We start from the raw sequence: 15180 nt of genomic DNA on the forward strand, positions 1-15180 counted from the left end.
AGGAGGAGTGGATTGACACTGCCATACGGCGAGCTTTGACGACAATGTCGCGTTTTCTCGACGCGCTTGCGGGAGTTGCCGACCTTCTTGACCGCCTTCTTCACGGCCGATGCCGAGTGGCCGTCTTCTTCGCTTCGTACCTGACTTCGTAGTCCTGGCCCTTGGCCACGCGCCCTCGGTCCTGTTTGCGTCCCCGTGCCGTCTTCGTCTTCTTCGCTGCTGCCACTGGCTCCTCCTCTTGCGAATGATGCCTGTGCAACGCCACGGCCCTTGCCGTTCCTCTTGATGTTCTCGTCGAGGAGGATCGACTCACGGGAATCCCCGATATCGGCGATGCGATCGCCGATATCGTCACGAAGCTCCACAAGACGGGCAGTCATCCCAGCCTCGAAAAGCTGCGGAAGGAGATTTGTCATTCGGCCTGCAATATTGACCCCCTGAGCCGGGGGATCGGCGTCCAACATTGACCCCCTACAGATTGATCTGTTGCGCTGCCTGCTTTGGAACGAAGCAGGTGGTGGGGGATGCTGATCGTGGAGACGATTGCCCGGATCCGGCGCGAGCACTTCATCAAGGGCAAGACGATCAAGGAGATCGCCCGTGACCTGAAGGTGTCGCGGAACACGGTCCGGAAGGTGCTGAGGTCGGGAGAGACCTCCTTCGAGTACGAGCGGCAGGTGCAGCCGCGGCCAAAGCTGGGACGATGGGCAGTAGAGCTTGACGGATTGCTGGCGTCGAACGCGGCTAAATCGGCTCGTGAACAGCTGACGTTGATCCGGATCTTCGAGGAGCTGCGCGGCCGGGGGTACGACGGCGGTTACGATGCGGTGCGGCGTTATGCCAGGCGCTGGAGCAAGGAACGCGGGCAATCGACCGCAGCCGCTTATGTCCCGCTGAGTTTTGCCCCAGGCGAAGCCTATCAGTTCGACTGGAGCCACGAGGTCGTCCTGCTGAGCGGCACCACGGTGATGGTGGAGGCTGCCCATGTCCGTCTCTGTCACAGCCGCATGCTGTTCGTGCGGGCCTATCCGCGGGAGACGCAGGAGATGGTGTTCGACGCCCACGACCGGGCGTTCGCCCTGTTCAAAGGCACCTGCACCCGCGGCATCTATGACAACATGAAGACCGCCGTAGAGACGATCTTCGTCGGTAAAGGCCGTCTCTACAATCGCCGCTTCCTGCAGATGTGCAGCCACTATCTGGTCGATCCGGTCGCCTGTACGCCAGCGTCGGGCTGGGAGAAGGGGCAGGTCGAGAACCAGGTCGGGCTGGTCCGGGAACGCTTCTTCACGCCGCGACTGCGGTTCAAAAACCTCGACGAGTTAAACGCCTGGCTGCTCGACAAATGCATCGCCTACGCCAAGGCTCGTCGCCATCCGGAGCTGGCCGATCAGACGATCTGGGACGTGTTCGAAGCCGAACGCCCCAAACTCGTTCCCTATGCCGGCCGCTTCGACGGCTTCCATGCGGTGACGGCATCGGTCTCGAAGACCTGCCTGGTGCGCTTCGACAACAACAAGTACTCGGTCGCAGCCAGCGCAGTCGGACGACCGGTCGAGGTTCAAGCCTATGCCGATCGCATCGTGATCCGTCAGGATGGACGCATCATTGCCGAGCACCCGCGATCCTTTGGCCGCGGCGATACCGTCTACGACCCCTGGCATTATGTGCCGGTGCTCGCCCGCAAACCCGGCGCCTTGCGCAACGGTGCTCCCTTCAAAGACTGGGTGCTGCCGGCCGCGATCGAGCGGATCCGACGCAAGCTTGCCAGCACCGACGATGGCAATCGGCAGATGGTCGACATCCTCGACGCGGTGCTGACTGACGGTCTACCCGCGGTGGAAGCGGCCTGTGCCGAAGCGCTCAATCACAGCGTCCATTCCGCCGATGTCGTTCTCAATATCCTGGCCCGTCAACGTGAACCCGCCCCACCGGCCAACATCATGACGCCGGCCGCACTGACGCTCCGTCATGCACCGATCGCCGATTGTGCCCGCTACGACAACCTCCGGAGGACCATCTGATGGAACGAACCCAAATCTTCGACCTCATGGGCGAGCTCAAGCTCTACGGCATGAAGGCCGCCTTCGACGAGATCATGGCAATTGCCGTCAAGCGCCAGCACGAACCTCAGCGCATTGTCGGCGACCTGCTCAACGCCGAGATCAACGAGAAGCAAAGCCAGGTCGATCAAATACCAGCTCACCATTGCCAAGCTGCCGCTTGCCAAGGACATCGCCGACTTCCAGTTCGATGGCACGCCGATCAATCAGACGCTCGTCAATGATCTCGCTGGCGGCGGCTTCATCGCCCAACAACGTAACGTCGTGCTGGTTGGCGGCACCGGCACAGGCAAAACCCACCTGGCCATTGCCATCGCCAGAAGCTGCATCCGATCCGGTGCCCGCGGCCGCTTCTTCAACGTAGTCGACCTCGTCAATCGCCTCGAGACCGAGACCCGCAATGGACGGCAAGGTCGGCTCGCCGAGCATCTGACCCGGATGGACTTCATCGTGCTGGATGAACTCGGCTATTTGCCCTTCGCCCAGTCCGGTGGCCAGCTTCTCTTCCACCTCGTCAGCCGGCTCTATGAGCGCACTTCCGTCATCGTGACCACCAATCTCGCATTCGGCGAATGGCCGACCGTGTTCGGCGACGCCAAGATGACCACCGCGCTGCTCGACCGGCTGACCCATCACTGCGACATCGTCGAGACCGGCAACGATAGCTGGCGATTCAAAAGCCGAGACGACGATCACGCCACCCGCGCTCGTCTCGCCTCCGCTATCCCGGCCAGCTCCGACGAGACGAGCGCTACCAACAAACCCCGCCGCGCAAAGGGGTCAAAATTGGACGCCGATGAGGGGTCAAATTTGCAAGCCGATTGACAGATATCGACGAATCTGCCCTCACTCCGGTGAAGCTTCAGACTTTCTGTCCGTACAAGGGTCTCTGCAGCTATTATTCCATCGGAGAGGCCCGCCAGGCGGCCTGGTCCTACCTCGACGCCTATCCCGAAGTCCGCCGTATCTCCAATTTTGTGTCATTCGAGCCGGACATCGTGACAGTCCATCTCGACGGCACGCAGATGCGTCTCGAAGCCGGCCAGTCGGTCGTTCCACACGGTCCCGATCGCAATCTTGACATCGCCGAGGTGGCTCCTGCGCCGACGCCTGGGGGCTAGCCCAAACGGGCTGCAACCGGCTAAAAAGATACCCCGGATCGGTCGAAACGGAGCGGCACATGGCGCGACTCCTGTCGGTGAATGTCGGACTTCCTCGCAACATCGCCTGGAAGAATCGCACCATACGCACCGGGATCTGGAAAAATCCGGTGCATGGCCGCTGTCGGGTCGGCCGATTGAACCTGGACGGAGATGGTCAAGGCGATCTGGGCGGCCACGGAGGCGAGCAACGAGCGGTCTTCGTCTACCAAATTGAAGCATATCGCTACTGGCAGAAGCAGTTGGGCCGCACCGATTTCGTCCACGGACAGTTCGGCGAGAATTTCACGATCGAAGGACTGCCCGACGATGCCGTTTGCATAGGCGATCGCTATCAAATCGGCCGCGCCGTGTTCGAGGTCACTCAACCGCGCGTGACCTGCTATCGCGTCGGCATTCGGACCAACGAGCCGAGGATGCCGGCACTGCTGACGTCCAGCGGACGGCCGGGGTTCTACTTCCGCGTCCTGCGCGAAGGCGAGGTCGGCGCCGGCGACGAAATCGTGAAGGTGGGAGAGGCAGACGAGCGGATAACCGTCGCCGAGATCAACGCGCTGCTCTATTCGCCCAATCACCCGCGCGATCGACTGGAGCGCGCCTTGCGGATCGAGGCGCTTTCGCAGGGATGGCGCGCGTCATTTGAGGCATTGCTTCAGAGCCAGACGACTGATGCGAGGAGGAGCGGCAACGCAGGCCTTGCTCCGGCAGCCGCGTCACATCCGGTCACTCCGGGATTTCGGCCGCTCGTCGTTGCGTCGATCGATCGAGAGGCCTTGGACGTCATCTCTCTTTCACTGCAGCATCCGGATCGTGAGCCACTGCCGCCGCCTCTGCCCGGCCAGTACGTGGTCCTGCGCCTTCCGCGAACCGAGGGCCCGCCGCTCATTCGCAGCTACTCAATCTCGGGTCCTCGATCGACAGAGGGCTATCGGATCAGCGTCAAGATCGAGCCGAATGGAGCGGCCGGAAATTACCTGAACGAGCACATCCACGCAGGCGATATTGTCGAGGTGAGTTCTCCGCGAGGAGGATTTACCCTGGAATCCGGGGAGCGGCCGGTGGTGTTGCTCAGCGCGGGGATCGGGGCAACGCCCGTTCTGGCCATGTTGTACGCCCTGGCAGCGGCCCGCGCGACACGACAGGTTTTCTGGCTGCATGCGGCGCGCGACGGGCGGCATCATCCGTTCGCGCATGAGGTACGCCGCCTGATGCTTGCCCTCCCCCAGGGCCGCAGCTTCGTCTGCTACAGCAGACCGGATCCCCGCGACAAGTTGGGCGAGGATTTCGATGCTCCTGGCCGTCTGTCGCAACCGGCCTTCGAGGACATCGGCATCCCGCATGAGGCGGATGTCTACCTCTGCGGGCCGGCTCGTTTCATGGCGGACATGAAACAGGCGCTCGCAGCGTTCGGTATGTCTCCCGGGCGGGTTCATATGGAAATCTTCAATGGCGGCGAGTCATTGACGCCCGGCATCGTCGGCGCAGCCATGCGAGCTCCGCACCCGCCCAAGGACGCCGCCGACAGCGGCCCGCTGGTATCCTTCGCGCGAAGCGGTATCGCCGTCCATTGGAAGCCATCGGCTTACGCAAGCATTTTGGAGTTGGCCGAGGCATGCGACGTTCCGGTCCGTTGGTCGTGCCGGACGGGCGTCTGTCACAATTGTGAGAGCGGCTTGATTTCCGGCGCGGTGGCCTATGAGCCGCTACCGCTCGATCAGCCGGCCGACGGCAATCTTCTGATCTGCTGCTCACAGCCGGTTCGGGACGTCGTGATCGATTTGTAGATCGCAAGGCGCAATCAGCGGGGCCATCATGAAGTTTTCGGTCGAGGTGATTACCGTTCCCGTGGCGGACGTCGAGCGGGCGCTGCGCTTCTATGTCGATCAGGTCGGCTTCGTGCTCGACGTCGACTATTCACCGAATGGCACATTCCGCGTGGTGCAGCTCACGCCCTCCGGCTCGAGCTGCTCGATCCAGATCGGCAAGGCCATCACCGACGCGCCCCCTGGATCGCTTCGTAACGCCTATCTCGTCGTCACGGACCTCGAGGCCGCGCGCCGCCACCTGCTGGAACGCGGCGTTCAGGTCAGCGATATCAGGCACAAGACGCCGATCGCCGCCTGGGACGGACGCTTCGCCCCAGGCCTCGATCCCGCGCGCGGGGACTACGCCAGCTTCGCCGACTTTTCGGACCCGGATGGCAATAGCTGGGTGCTCCAGGAACGAGGCTACCGCAAGGCTTGACGCGTGCGGCAACGTCCAGACAGGTCGTGCCCGGCGCAAGAGGCCGCTTCGACCCACGACCGGTCCCGTTCATCGATGCTTGCGAGACGAAAGAGCATATCTTCGAGATCGCGCAGCATTCAGCCCTTCGCCTCCATGACTATCGTGCCCCGCGAGGAGCCGCTCATTCCGAGCCTCCACCAAGGGAGCGCCAACATGTCCCATAGCTCGAACCAAACCAACTCGATCCGTTCCGCATTTGCAGGCCTTGTCCTCGTCGCGCTGCTGGCGCCCGCGCTTGCGGCCGATCGAAACACCTCCATCGATGCCCTTCCCGATCTGCCGGTGCGTGCGGCCGAGCATTTGGCTTCGGCCGAGCTGACGTCGCACCTGCCCTGGCTCGCTCCAGTCGGCCACCACCAGCCGAGCCGCGCCGACGCGCCTCAATCGGGCTCTCTGTCGGCCTGGGAGCGCGAGCAGCAACGACGCGATCAGATGCTGGATCGAAAGCTGATCATCTGCCGTGGATGCTGAGGTTGCCGCCTCGAGCGCGCTTGCCTATGCATTTTCGCCCCTCGATATCGCCTCTGCGCTCGCCAGCTCCAGCCCCTCAATCGTCGCTGGAGCCTGCGCCGCCTTTCGCCATTGCGCAGGGGTCAGGCCCATGTGGGCCTTGAACGCCCGCTGGAACGCCGCCTCCGACAGATAGCCGACCGCTTCCGCCACTGCTCCGGTCGAGATCGACCCTTTTCTCAATTCATTCGTTGCCAGCGTCATCCGGATGTCGGTCAACAGATCGCTCGGCGAACGTCCGACCTTCTCCTGGAATTGACGCGCAAGCGTCGCACGCGACATGTTGGCGAGCTGCGCGAACTCGGGCAGCGTCCATGCGCGCGCAGGCTCGTTGAACATCGCCGCGACCACCGGCGCGAGGCGCGGGTGACCTGCCAGAGCAAGCAGCCCGCGCGGTGCGTCCCCGGTCTCGCTGGCGAGGCGGAGCACGAGCGCGAACATCGCCGTCGACAGCGCGTTCAGCATCGCGCGGCCACCGAGATGATCGCTTGCCGCCTCGCCGCGCATCAGGGCAACGAGGCCCGCGAGCTGCCCGGCAGTATCCAGCTCGCCGGCCCGCGAGCTGGCACGCACGATGAGGACCGGCGGCAGATAGCTGCGCAGCAGCCGGTCATGCGGCGAGGCGATCGAAAAATGTCCGCACAACAGATCGAGCCGCGCGTCCGAGCCGGGATTTTCGCTGATCGTGAAGTTGAGTGACGCGCGGTTGTGAGCCTTCAGCGGCGCAGCGCCGCCGCCGTCGTGCATGACATGTCGTGGATTGCCGGGCAGCAGGAGAATGTCTCCGGCTTCCAGCCGCAGCGGCTTGCCGCCGGCCGGGTCGTCCAAGATGGCCGAGCCACCAACGACCGCGTGATAGGGCATCTCATTCGCCTCGCCCGGCCCCTGCTCGATCCGCCAGGGCTCACCGTAGGAGCAGCGCAGATCCAGGCGACCGCGCACTGGCATCATCTCGAACAGCCGGCTCAGCCAATCCATCATACCCTCTCAATCGAGACGAATGAGCATATATAGGAGCTTTTATAGCATTAAATATCTCATACCCGGACCATATTGTCACTCCGCAATCGTTCACCACCCCAACCAAGGAGTGCCACCATGTCCCGTCTTCCCATCCCGAACCTCGAAGCCGACGCTGGCGCGTCCGGCCAGGTCTACGCCCAGATCAAGAAGGCTATCGGCAGCGTGCCGAACACCTTTGCGGCGCTCGCCGCCCACGGCCCGGCCGCGCTCAAGGCCATCCTCGCTGCAGACACCGTGCTCGCCTCCGGGAGCCTGACCAAGTCCGACAGGGAGATCATCAAGCTCGTGATCAGCGAGGCCGCCCGCTGTGACTATTGTGTCGCCGCCCACAGCCATCTCGGAAAGCTCGTCGGCCTGACACCGGAGGTGCTGAAGCAGATCCGCGACGGTCGGCCGACTGGCGATGCCCAGCGTGATGCGCTGGTCGCCTTCGTCGACAAGCTCGCGCGCACCAGCGGCACGGTCAGCGACAAGGATTTCGCTGCGATCAAGGCTGCCGGCTACAGCGACGCACAGCTCGTCGACATCAGCCTCGCCTTCGCCACGACCGTGTTCACCAACGTCTTCAACCGCATCAACGACACCGAGATCGACTTCCCCGCCGTCGCGTGAAGCCACTGAGCGAAGTGTCAGATCTCAACCATGAAAGGATCACGACCATGACTACGCTTTCCGCAACTGCCCAAAACCCGATTGTCCGTGCGCTGAACGGCTCTGGCCTGCTCGCGGAAGACCTCGACTACCACGTCGTCCGCGCCTCGATGGTGATCATGTTTTTCTTCTTCGGCTATCAGAAGTGGTTTCCATATGAGTTCGAGCGGCTGGTCCCCTTCATCAGCAACGGGCCGTTGATCTGGTGGCTCTATCCCGCGTTCGGCCACGCCGGCGCCAGCTATTTCCTCGGCGTCTCGGAATGGACCTTCGGCGCACTGTTGCTCGCGGGCTTCTGGAGCCACCGGCTCGGCGTGCTCGGGGCGCTGGGCTCGACCGGCACCTTCATCGCGACCGTCACCATCATTCCCTTCATGCCGGAGGGTTGGGACGTCGCCGCGGGAGGCTTTCCCGCAATGACGGGCAACGTGCCCTTCCTGATGAAGGATGTCGTCCTGCTCGCTGTCTCCTTCTATCTGCTGCGGCAGGACCTAGTTCGCCTGACGCGGCAATAGGGTGGCACCCTGCTGAAGCGCGAAGCGTCGCCGGCGAGAGTCCACCTCGCCGGCGATTGCGCGTTCGCGAAGGTCTTCCACCCTGCGATCGGGCGCGAACGCAAGCAGGCTTCGCATCGGATCGTACCTTCCTGCGGTTGGCCAAGGTAGCCTGCCTTGGCAGCCGCACGTCGGCGGGTTCATCGCATTCTCGATCCGGCATCATGGAAACAATCCGCGAAGCTTCTTCCTTCACGGACCTTCTCGCCGACATCAACCGCGTGGCGACCTACGACTTGTGGCGATGATTGGCAGGATGAGCGGAGACACTTCAATTTTCAAACAGCAGGGCGCGCCTCCACGACCTCGCGACGCATGACGCCCGAGTCTTGTGCTGCTCTCGACGCCCTTCCTTGGAAAGGGCGCAGGGAAGGCCGGGCGCCGGCTGGCACCCGCGGTCCGCTGTGCGCAAATTGCGCGAAAATAGATGCACAGCGGCATACAGGGCAGCCCGGACATCCCGGCCTTTCCCTGCGCAGTGGTTTGACGGCTTATGACGTGCTCTCCCCGGGGAGCGATGCACTATTGCCGCCGTCGTCTTGCGGATGATCGGTGCGCGGACCCGGTCGGGCTGCCTCACCACCGCAAGCCTTGACGCACAGACCCCGGGCGTCAGGACCACACGCTTTTGCCGTACGCTGGAATCGCACCGGTCGTGTGCGCGCCGCTCAACCGCTCACGGGCCAAACCCGCCCTGCGATTGCATGCGCGCCGATGCGCTCCGCGCCCACCGCCACCCGGCCCGCGTATCGTGACGATCGCGAAACGCCCCTTATCCTTGGGCCGGGATGATCGACATATACGATATTTCCGAATTTCGGTCAATCGGAATCTTGGAGACGCGCACATTGTCTTGGCTGCCCCCCAACGCAGCGCCAACGGCGGGCGTCTCGAAGGATGGCCACAGGGAAATCGCTCTCAAGTGCGGGTGTTGCCCCCGAGCGCGGAAGCGAGCCGGCACCTGCCACGCGACCGTCGCGCGACCGGATAAGCGTCGCGCCCGAACCGCCAGTGGCCGTTCGACTTCCACGCGCCAGTACCTATATCCTGTCGCAACCGATGTGATGCAGCGGACAGCTTCGATGGCCAGGAGACGCACGACGGACGCCGACGACCTTCCCCGCTATTTCGTCTGGGTCCGGGGACTCGAGGGGCCCGAGCCGCAGAAATGGACGGCGATGGATTTCGGCGTCGGCGATTGGAAGCGACCGCTCGTGCTGGCGTACCTGGAACTCCCGGAAGACGAGCGGCCCCTGTCGCTGTCAGTCCTGGCGCGGCGGTATCCGCCACCGCGAGTCGAACCTTCGTGAGCGGGGTGTGTACTCATAACGCCGGCCCCCCGCAAGAGAAGGCGGAAGTCACCTCGCTTGACGTGATCGGCGGCTTGTGACCCGTAGCGGACTTCGGAAGCCGAGGGATTTCGCTCTCTCGCGACGGCGACGCGAGCAAGCACCGGGTCATTCGGAGTTGCTGCCGGCAACCTATACCACCAGTTTGGCGCCGAGTACCCCCGCCGTGCCTCAAGACAATTCTCTATCTCCTGCCCGGAAACTCATCATGCCGACGCAGTTCATTCAACTCGTCGCGCCCGAGGAATAAATCCCGGTATGCCGGTCTCGACCACGGCGTTGAACCTGACGGTCGTGGTGATACCTTCCCGGATGTCCCGCATGGCGTCGTCGGGCAGGGCGGAAATGTCAAAGCTCTCCTGGATGCGTTGTGGTTTGGTCGAGGTGGTCAGGAAAGCGGTGCCGCGCTGCACAGCCCAGGCCAAGGCCACCTGAGCCGGCGTTTTGTGCACACGCTGCGCGATCGCAGCAATCACGGGATCTTCCAATACGCTTGGCTCCATGGCGTGTCCCAAGGCTGCAAACGCCTGCAGTACGATTCCGTGCTCTTGGCAGAAATCGAGCAGATCCCATTCGGGCAGATATGGATGCGATTCGATCTGCACCATCGCGGGCCTGATCCGCGCGGCCGCGACGATCTCGCGCAAATTCTTCAGCGTGATGTCAGATAGACCGATCGACTTGCAGTGACCATCGTCGACGAGCCGCTCCAGTGCACGCCATGTCTCCAGCAACGTCACGCCTGGGTCATAGATTACCTGGCCGCGATCGTCCCGCGGGTCCTGCTCGTCGCCGGGTTGAAAAGCAAACGGCGTATGGACGATATAGCAATCGATCGTGTCGAGTTGCAGTCGGCGGCGGCTGGCGTCGAAGGCCGGCTTGACGCGCTCGGGACGGTGATTTGTGTTCCAGAGCTTCGTGGTTACGAACAGATCCTCTCGCCGAAGCGTTCCCGCCCTGAAGGCGTCCTGGATAGCTTCGCCTACCGCTGCCTCATTGCGGTAGCGTTCCGCGCAATCGAGATGTCGAAATCCCGCTTCCAGTGCAGCCCTCGTGGCTTGTTTCGTTGCGTTCTGATCCTGAATGAGTGTGCCAAATCCGACAGCGGGAATTGTCCCGGATTCGTGGGTGGAAATCCTCGTGTAGCGGAGCGCGCTGGAAGCTGTCATGTTCCTGCTTTCTTGTTTGAGCTCGGCCGCCGCAGATGCGGCGTCCGTCGAGTGCGACAGACTGAGACTGTTCGATGCGGTCTCATCTCACCATTCCACGGTCCTCAACCTGTCGGCCGCGGTTTGCGAAGAAAAAGCACCAGCGGGCTCACGACGAGCATGGCGAACATCATAATCTTAAACTGACCGATGACCGCGACGACAGCCGCCTGGTGGGTGACCATGCCATTGAGCGCCGCAAGGCCGGGCTTGGCCATTGATCCGGCGACATGCGCGGCGGTCCGGTAGGGCATGAGGTCCTTGGCGAGCGCGACATGCATGGCCTGGGTGTTGCCGTAGAAGAAGATCTGCACCACGGCAATGCCTATCGTGCTGCCATAGAGCCGCGACAGGTTGATGAGTGCACTGCCTTCCGGGCGGAGCTTCGGATCGAGCGTACTGAACGCGGCTTTGGCGAGCGCCGGAATCACCACGCCGAGCCCCGCACCTTGGAGGAAGCCGGCCTCGGCGACCGGGCGCCAATCCATCGCCGGCGAATATCCGAGCATCAGCCAATTGGCGTAGACCACCAGTGCCATTCCGCCAACCAGAAACGGGCGGTAGTCGACTTGCGCCGGGACCAGGCTCGTCAACAGCACCCCTCCCACGAGCGCAACGCCCCGCGGGATCGTCATGTAGCCCGTGGTGTCGACCGGGTAGTTGAGCAGCTCCTCCAGCATCGGCGAGGTCAAAGCCAAGGTCGGCAGCAGGACGAGGCCGACGGCGAAGGAGATCATCGTCGAGAGGACGAGATTGCGATCCCTGAACAGCGCCGTGCGGAGAAAATGCTCCTTCGTCGTCATGACGTGCACGACGAACAGATAGAATCCCAGAATGGAGACGACCGCCTCAATCCGGATTTCCATGGAGTCGAACCATTCCAGGCGCTCGCCGCGGTCGAGCAGCACTTGCAGGCCGATCATGCCGAGCGAAAAGGTCGCCAAACCGAAAAAGTCGAAGGGTTGCGTTCGCTCCGCCCTCTTGTCGCGAAGCCAGAACGCCATCGCGAGAAATATGAATGCCGTCATCGGCAGGCTGACATAGAAGATCGAACGCCAGCCGAGATATTCACTGAACCAGCCGCCGATACTCGCTCCGCTGCTGATGCCGAGAAGAGAGCACACCGTCCAGGCCAGGCTCAGGCGGGCATGCCGCGTGGGTGGCTGCACCTCAAGCAGGATCGCCAGCGAAAGCGGCGCAAGCGGGCCGCTTGCAACTCCCTGGACGATCCGGGCGAGCACGAACTGGACGGACGTCGTCGCCAGCGTATCCAGCACAAGACCTAGCGCGAAGATGATGAGGGAGAATTGGTAAACCGACTTCCGTCCACAGCGTCCCGCAAGCCAGCTCGTGACCGACATGGCTACGGCGCTTGCCGCGATATAGGAGGAAAACACCCACCCGACCTCGTCATTGGCCATCGAGAGGGTTCCCTGGATATGCGGTAGCGCCGCATTGGGCAGCGAGATGTTGACGGCCTGCATGTAGGTTGCCATGAGAGCCGCGAGCGAGATGGCCCGATGGCTATCCGCTGCAACGGTCGATGGAACGACGGCACTCATCTGAGCCCCGCCGCATAGGTTGGCTGCAGCAGGTGGCGCAAGCTCCCACGATAGCCGGTATCGACCCGCGCGGTGACACTGATGCCCGAAAACAATGGCCTGCTCGCGTCAAAGTCATCGAGCTCGAGACGCACCGGCAGACGCTGGACCACCTTGACCCAATTTCCGGTCGCATTTTCGGGCGGCAGGACCGAGAAATCCGATCCGGTGCCGGGGCTCATGCTGACGATGTGCGCCCTGAATTTGCGATCGGGATACGCGTCGACCTCTATCGTTGCCTCCTGACCCGGACGCATATGGGTCAGCCCTGTCTCGCGAAAATTTGCTTCGATCCAGACATGACGGCTCGACAGCAGCGAAAACACCGGCGCTCCGGCATTGACGAAGCCGCCGATCTGTAGATCGTCGACCCTGGTGACGACACCGTCGTCGGGCGCCGTCACCGTCGCATAGGAAAGATCGAGCCGGGCACGGTCAAGCTGGGCCTTGGCCGCACGAACCGTCGGATGGCGATTGACGTCAATGTCCGGATCGCCGTCCAGAGCCACGATTGTGCTGGCGATCTGCTGCTCAATCGACGAAATGCGCTGGCGCGAGACCTTGAGATTCGTCTCGGCTCGCTCGAAGACCGCACGCGGGGTAAAATCGGAGGCGACCAGCATCTTTTTGCGGTCGTACTCGCGCGCGTCGAAGTCGGCGGAATCCCTCGCCGACTGCAGCTCGGCCTGCTGCTGGCGGTAAGTCGCCTTGAGCCCCTCGATCTGGAGGCGCGCGCTGCCGAGCCGCGCCTCCGCCTGATCGACAGCGATCTGGTAGGGCTCCGGGTCGATTCGGAACAGGACCTGGCCCTGCCGGACATTCTCGTTATCGTGCACGGCGATCTCAATCGCTTGGCCGGAAACTCGGGCGTTGACGGTCACTTTCGCGGCCCGAACGAACGCGTTGTCGGTCGAGACGTAAGGTTCTTGCACGAGATACACGACGGCTCCGAGTGCCGCCGCCATGAGAGGCAGAGCGAGCATGAGCGGTCGGCGCAACCGCTCCATCACGCTCCTTCGGGGTAGCGCGACCGCGCGGTCGAGCGGCGAGTCGTCGACAGTTCGATCAACTCGCGCCTCCGCAGAGCTCTCGCGAAACTCTTCACGCTCGCCCTTCGAGCCGGCGACGGGCAAAAGATCTAGCCGCATGGAAAGCCCTCACCTCTATTCCATTTCGTAACGTTCGTTACAATTAATTCACAGCGGCACGACAATCAAGGGGCTCCCAGTTGTTTTTTATAGCGGATGTTATAAATATGCCTCAGCACACGACGACCGAGATTTTCGACATGCCCCGAAGAAAGAGCGAAACGGCAGCGGCACCTCGCGGGCGGCCGCGTGCCTACGATGCGAAGGCAGCCCTGAAGCAGGCGACCGAGACCTTCTGGAGGACCGGGTATTCGGGCACCCCGCTGGACAAGATCGCGGCTGCAACTGGAATGAGCCCGCCGAGCCTCTATGCGGCATTCGGCAACAAGCACGAACTCTATCTCGAGGCTCTCGCAAGCTATTGGGAGATGACCCTGGCTGCGACGCGCGAGGCCCTCGCGGGGGACCGTCCCTTGGCCGAAGCGTTGATGCTTGCCTATGAGGCGGCGCTGTCCTTCTATTTTTCGCGCAAAGGCTCCGCGCGCGGCTGCTTTGTGATCGGGACAGCGGTAGCCGAGGCGGTCGAAGATGCAGAGATCCGGAAGAGTGTTGCCGCCGGGCTCCGCATGCTCGACGGCGATTTCGAGGCCCGGTTTCGCACGGCGCGCGACAGAGGCGAGTTGAAGCAAGATGCTGATCCGGAGGCACTTGCACTGCTTGCGTCAGCCACGATGCACACCATTGCAATCCGGGCGCGAGCCGGAGCTCGACGCGCGGACTTGAGGGAGATCGCTCATAAAGCGGTGACCGTGATCTGCGGAAGCCCTTCGGCGTCGCACTGACTCCAACCAACCCAGCTCGTAGACGTGCCTAGGCGCCCCTCTCCAGATCCAGAGCCCCGATGTGATTGGCTTCGAATGATCGAAAAAAGCGCCATGATCCAGCTTCTCGCCGCTTTTCTGCTCATGAAAGCTGACGGGTGCAATGCCGAGATACGGATCGTGAACGATCCCGGCGGCGGGATCGGAAACTATGTTGCCCGGGACGAATGTCTGCGGGCCACAGGCGATGCGATCGTAATCGACGGGTATTGCGCATCCGCCTGCACGATCGTTGTCGGTATTATTCCTCGTGACAAGATATGCGTGACTTCTCGCGCCGAACTCCTGTTCCATGCCGCCTACAACCCGGCCCCGCGTGTCCGCAGGCAAACCAAACGCGAAGCTACCGACCTTCTGTATTCGCTATACCCAATCGAAGTTCAGCGTTGGATCAATCAGCGTGGGGGACTGACCCGGCGCGGAACGTTGTTGAGCGGAGCCTCGCTTGCAGCAATGTATTCACGGTGCTCCGGGCACGAAACGCAGGGAGCGATCACTGCTCATCTGCCACGCGAAACTCGCCAATTCGTCGGACATTAACGTAGCGACCCAACGGTTCCGATCGCGTTGTGATCCAAGGTTTCTAAAGGGGGTTGATCGTGCTCAGACTAGACTGCCGATGAGATCGGCCGCCGCGCGTTAAGTTGGCATCTGACCTTTGGTCAACGGTTAGCCATGCGGCTCAACCTCGCGACCCGGATTCGTTCATATCTCTCAAAGCAATATAGGACATGTTCCGGAGGCTGCATGGAGCCTTGGTCCCCCTGGGGACCGTATCATTGCCGCCCCCATGATTATGGGTGTCA

13 protein-coding genes and 4 pseudogenes are annotated in these 15180 nt (G+C 62.5%); 12 read left to right on the forward strand and 5 right to left on the reverse strand.

What is annotated here, in order from left to right:
* Positions 1 to 53: 53 nt before the first annotated feature.
* Positions 54 to 226: pseudogene (locus tag XH87_RS26795) on the reverse strand (DUF3606 domain-containing protein); the annotation flags it as partial.
* 298 nt (positions 227 to 524) lie between these two features.
* On the opposite strand from XH87_RS26795, the pseudogene istA reads away from it, so the two are divergent.
* From istA to XH87_RS26825, 6 genes and pseudogenes are all read left to right on the forward strand, one after another.
* Positions 525 to 2015: pseudogene (istA, locus tag XH87_RS26800) on the forward strand (IS21 family transposase); the annotation flags it as partial.
* An 8-nt stretch (positions 2016 to 2023) separates the two neighbouring features.
* A pseudogene (gene istB / locus XH87_RS26805) lies at positions 2024 to 2747 on the forward strand (IS21-like element helper ATPase IstB); the annotation flags it as partial.
* A gap of 137 nt (positions 2748 to 2884) precedes the next feature.
* Complete coding sequence (locus XH87_RS26810) at positions 2885 to 3184, forward strand: DUF427 domain-containing protein (RefSeq protein WP_271589537.1); 300 nt, start codon at positions 2885 to 2887, stop codon at positions 3182 to 3184.
* A 59-nt stretch (positions 3185 to 3243) separates the two neighbouring features.
* Positions 3244 to 5007: an MOSC and FAD-binding oxidoreductase domain-containing protein gene (locus XH87_RS26815; RefSeq protein WP_271589538.1), complete on the forward strand. Its 1764-nt coding sequence runs from the start codon at positions 3244 to 3246 to the stop codon at positions 5005 to 5007.
* 28 nt (positions 5008 to 5035) lie between these two features.
* Positions 5036 to 5467, forward strand: a complete 432-nt coding sequence (locus tag XH87_RS26820; RefSeq protein ID WP_271589539.1) for a VOC family protein — start codon at positions 5036 to 5038, stop codon at positions 5465 to 5467.
* 195 nt (positions 5468 to 5662) lie between these two features.
* The gene (locus XH87_RS26825) at positions 5663 to 5980 is read left to right on the forward strand and encodes a hypothetical protein (protein WP_271589540.1); all 318 of its coding nucleotides are present in this window, start codon (positions 5663 to 5665) and stop codon (positions 5978 to 5980) included.
* Positions 5981 to 6004: 24 nt separating this feature from the next.
* Here XH87_RS26825 and XH87_RS26830 read toward each other — a convergent pair whose 3' ends face one another.
* Positions 6005 to 6997 carry an AraC family transcriptional regulator gene (locus XH87_RS26830; RefSeq protein ID WP_271589758.1) on the reverse strand — a complete coding sequence of 331 codons (993 nt, stop codon included), beginning with the start codon at positions 6995 to 6997 and terminating at the stop codon, positions 6005 to 6007.
* Positions 6998 to 7117: 120 nt separating this feature from the next.
* Here XH87_RS26830 and XH87_RS26835 point away from each other — a divergent pair, with 120 nt between their 5' ends.
* The 3 genes from XH87_RS26835 (at position 7118) to XH87_RS26845 (ending at position 9557) form a co-directional block, all read left to right on the forward strand.
* Positions 7118 to 7654, forward strand: coding sequence for a carboxymuconolactone decarboxylase family protein (locus XH87_RS26835; RefSeq protein ID WP_271589541.1), 537 nt, complete (start codon positions 7118 to 7120; stop codon positions 7652 to 7654).
* A gap of 47 nt (positions 7655 to 7701) precedes the next feature.
* On the forward strand, positions 7702 to 8208 hold the full coding sequence (locus XH87_RS26840) for a YkgB family protein (RefSeq protein WP_158668436.1): 507 nt from the start codon (positions 7702 to 7704) through the stop codon (positions 8206 to 8208).
* A gap of 1121 nt (positions 8209 to 9329) precedes the next feature.
* A complete protein-coding gene (locus XH87_RS26845) occupies positions 9330 to 9557 on the forward strand; it encodes a hypothetical protein (protein WP_271589542.1) in 228 nt (75 codons plus the stop codon).
* A 260-nt stretch (positions 9558 to 9817) separates the two neighbouring features.
* Here the strand turns inward: XH87_RS26845 and XH87_RS26850 are convergent, their stop codons facing one another.
* From XH87_RS26850 to XH87_RS26860, 3 genes are all read right to left on the reverse strand, one after another.
* Positions 9818 to 10765: an aldo/keto reductase gene (locus XH87_RS26850; protein ID WP_271589543.1), complete on the reverse strand. Its 948-nt coding sequence runs from the start codon at positions 10763 to 10765 to the stop codon at positions 9818 to 9820.
* Positions 10766 to 10869: 104 nt separating this feature from the next.
* The gene (locus tag XH87_RS26855; RefSeq protein ID WP_271589544.1) at positions 10870 to 12300 is read right to left on the reverse strand and encodes an MDR family MFS transporter; all 1431 of its coding nucleotides are present in this window, start codon (positions 12298 to 12300) and stop codon (positions 10870 to 10872) included.
* A gap of 62 nt (positions 12301 to 12362) precedes the next feature.
* On the reverse strand, positions 12363 to 13538 hold the full coding sequence (locus XH87_RS26860; RefSeq protein ID WP_271589545.1) for an HlyD family secretion protein: 1176 nt from the start codon (positions 13536 to 13538) through the stop codon (positions 12363 to 12365).
* Positions 13539 to 13693: 155 nt separating this feature from the next.
* On the opposite strand from XH87_RS26860, the pseudogene XH87_RS26865 reads away from it, so the two are divergent.
* The 3 genes and pseudogenes from XH87_RS26865 to XH87_RS26875 form a co-directional block, all read left to right on the forward strand.
* Positions 13694 to 13891: pseudogene (locus XH87_RS26865) on the forward strand (TetR/AcrR family transcriptional regulator); the annotation flags it as partial.
* A 75-nt stretch (positions 13892 to 13966) separates the two neighbouring features.
* Positions 13967 to 14335 carry a TetR family transcriptional regulator C-terminal domain-containing protein gene (locus XH87_RS26870; protein ID WP_271589767.1) on the forward strand — a complete coding sequence of 123 codons (369 nt, stop codon included), beginning with the start codon at positions 13967 to 13969 and terminating at the stop codon, positions 14333 to 14335.
* Between the two features lie 75 nt (positions 14336 to 14410).
* A complete protein-coding gene (locus XH87_RS26875; RefSeq protein WP_271589546.1) occupies positions 14411 to 14914 on the forward strand; it encodes a hypothetical protein in 504 nt (167 codons plus the stop codon).
* Positions 14915 to 15180 lie beyond the last annotated feature (266 nt).

This window comes from Bradyrhizobium sp. CCBAU 53415, from assembly GCF_028128735.1.
Classification (GTDB): domain Bacteria; phylum Pseudomonadota; class Alphaproteobacteria; order Rhizobiales; family Xanthobacteraceae; genus Bradyrhizobium.

Bases quoted from the DNA above. Each gene is read 5' to 3' on its own strand.
- XH87_RS26815 (WP_271589538.1), top strand. From the start codon at position 3,244: ATGGCGCGACTCCTGTCGGTGAATGTCGGACTTCCTCGCAACATCGCC.
- XH87_RS26845 (WP_271589542.1), top strand. From the start codon at position 9,330: ATGGCCAGGAGACGCACGACGGACGCCGACGACCTTCCCCGCTATTTC.
- XH87_RS26875 (WP_271589546.1), top strand. From the start codon at position 14,411: ATGATCGAAAAAAGCGCCATGATCCAGCTTCTCGCCGCTTTTCTGCTC.
- XH87_RS26855 (WP_271589544.1), bottom strand. From the start codon at position 12,300: ATGGCAACCTACATGCAGGCCGTCAACATCTCGCTGCCCAATGCGGCG.
- XH87_RS26840 (WP_158668436.1), top strand. From the start codon at position 7,702: ATGACTACGCTTTCCGCAACTGCCCAAAACCCGATTGTCCGTGCGCTG.
- XH87_RS26830 (WP_271589758.1), bottom strand. From the start codon at position 6,997: ATGGATTGGCTGAGCCGGCTGTTCGAGATGATGCCAGTGCGCGGTCGC.
- XH87_RS26825 (WP_271589540.1), top strand. From the start codon at position 5,663: ATGTCCCATAGCTCGAACCAAACCAACTCGATCCGTTCCGCATTTGCA.
- XH87_RS26820 (WP_271589539.1), top strand. From the start codon at position 5,036: ATGAAGTTTTCGGTCGAGGTGATTACCGTTCCCGTGGCGGACGTCGAG.
- XH87_RS26835 (WP_271589541.1), top strand. From the start codon at position 7,118: ATGTCCCGTCTTCCCATCCCGAACCTCGAAGCCGACGCTGGCGCGTCC.
- XH87_RS26850 (WP_271589543.1), bottom strand. From the start codon at position 10,765: ATGACAGCTTCCAGCGCGCTCCGCTACACGAGGATTTCCACCCACGAA.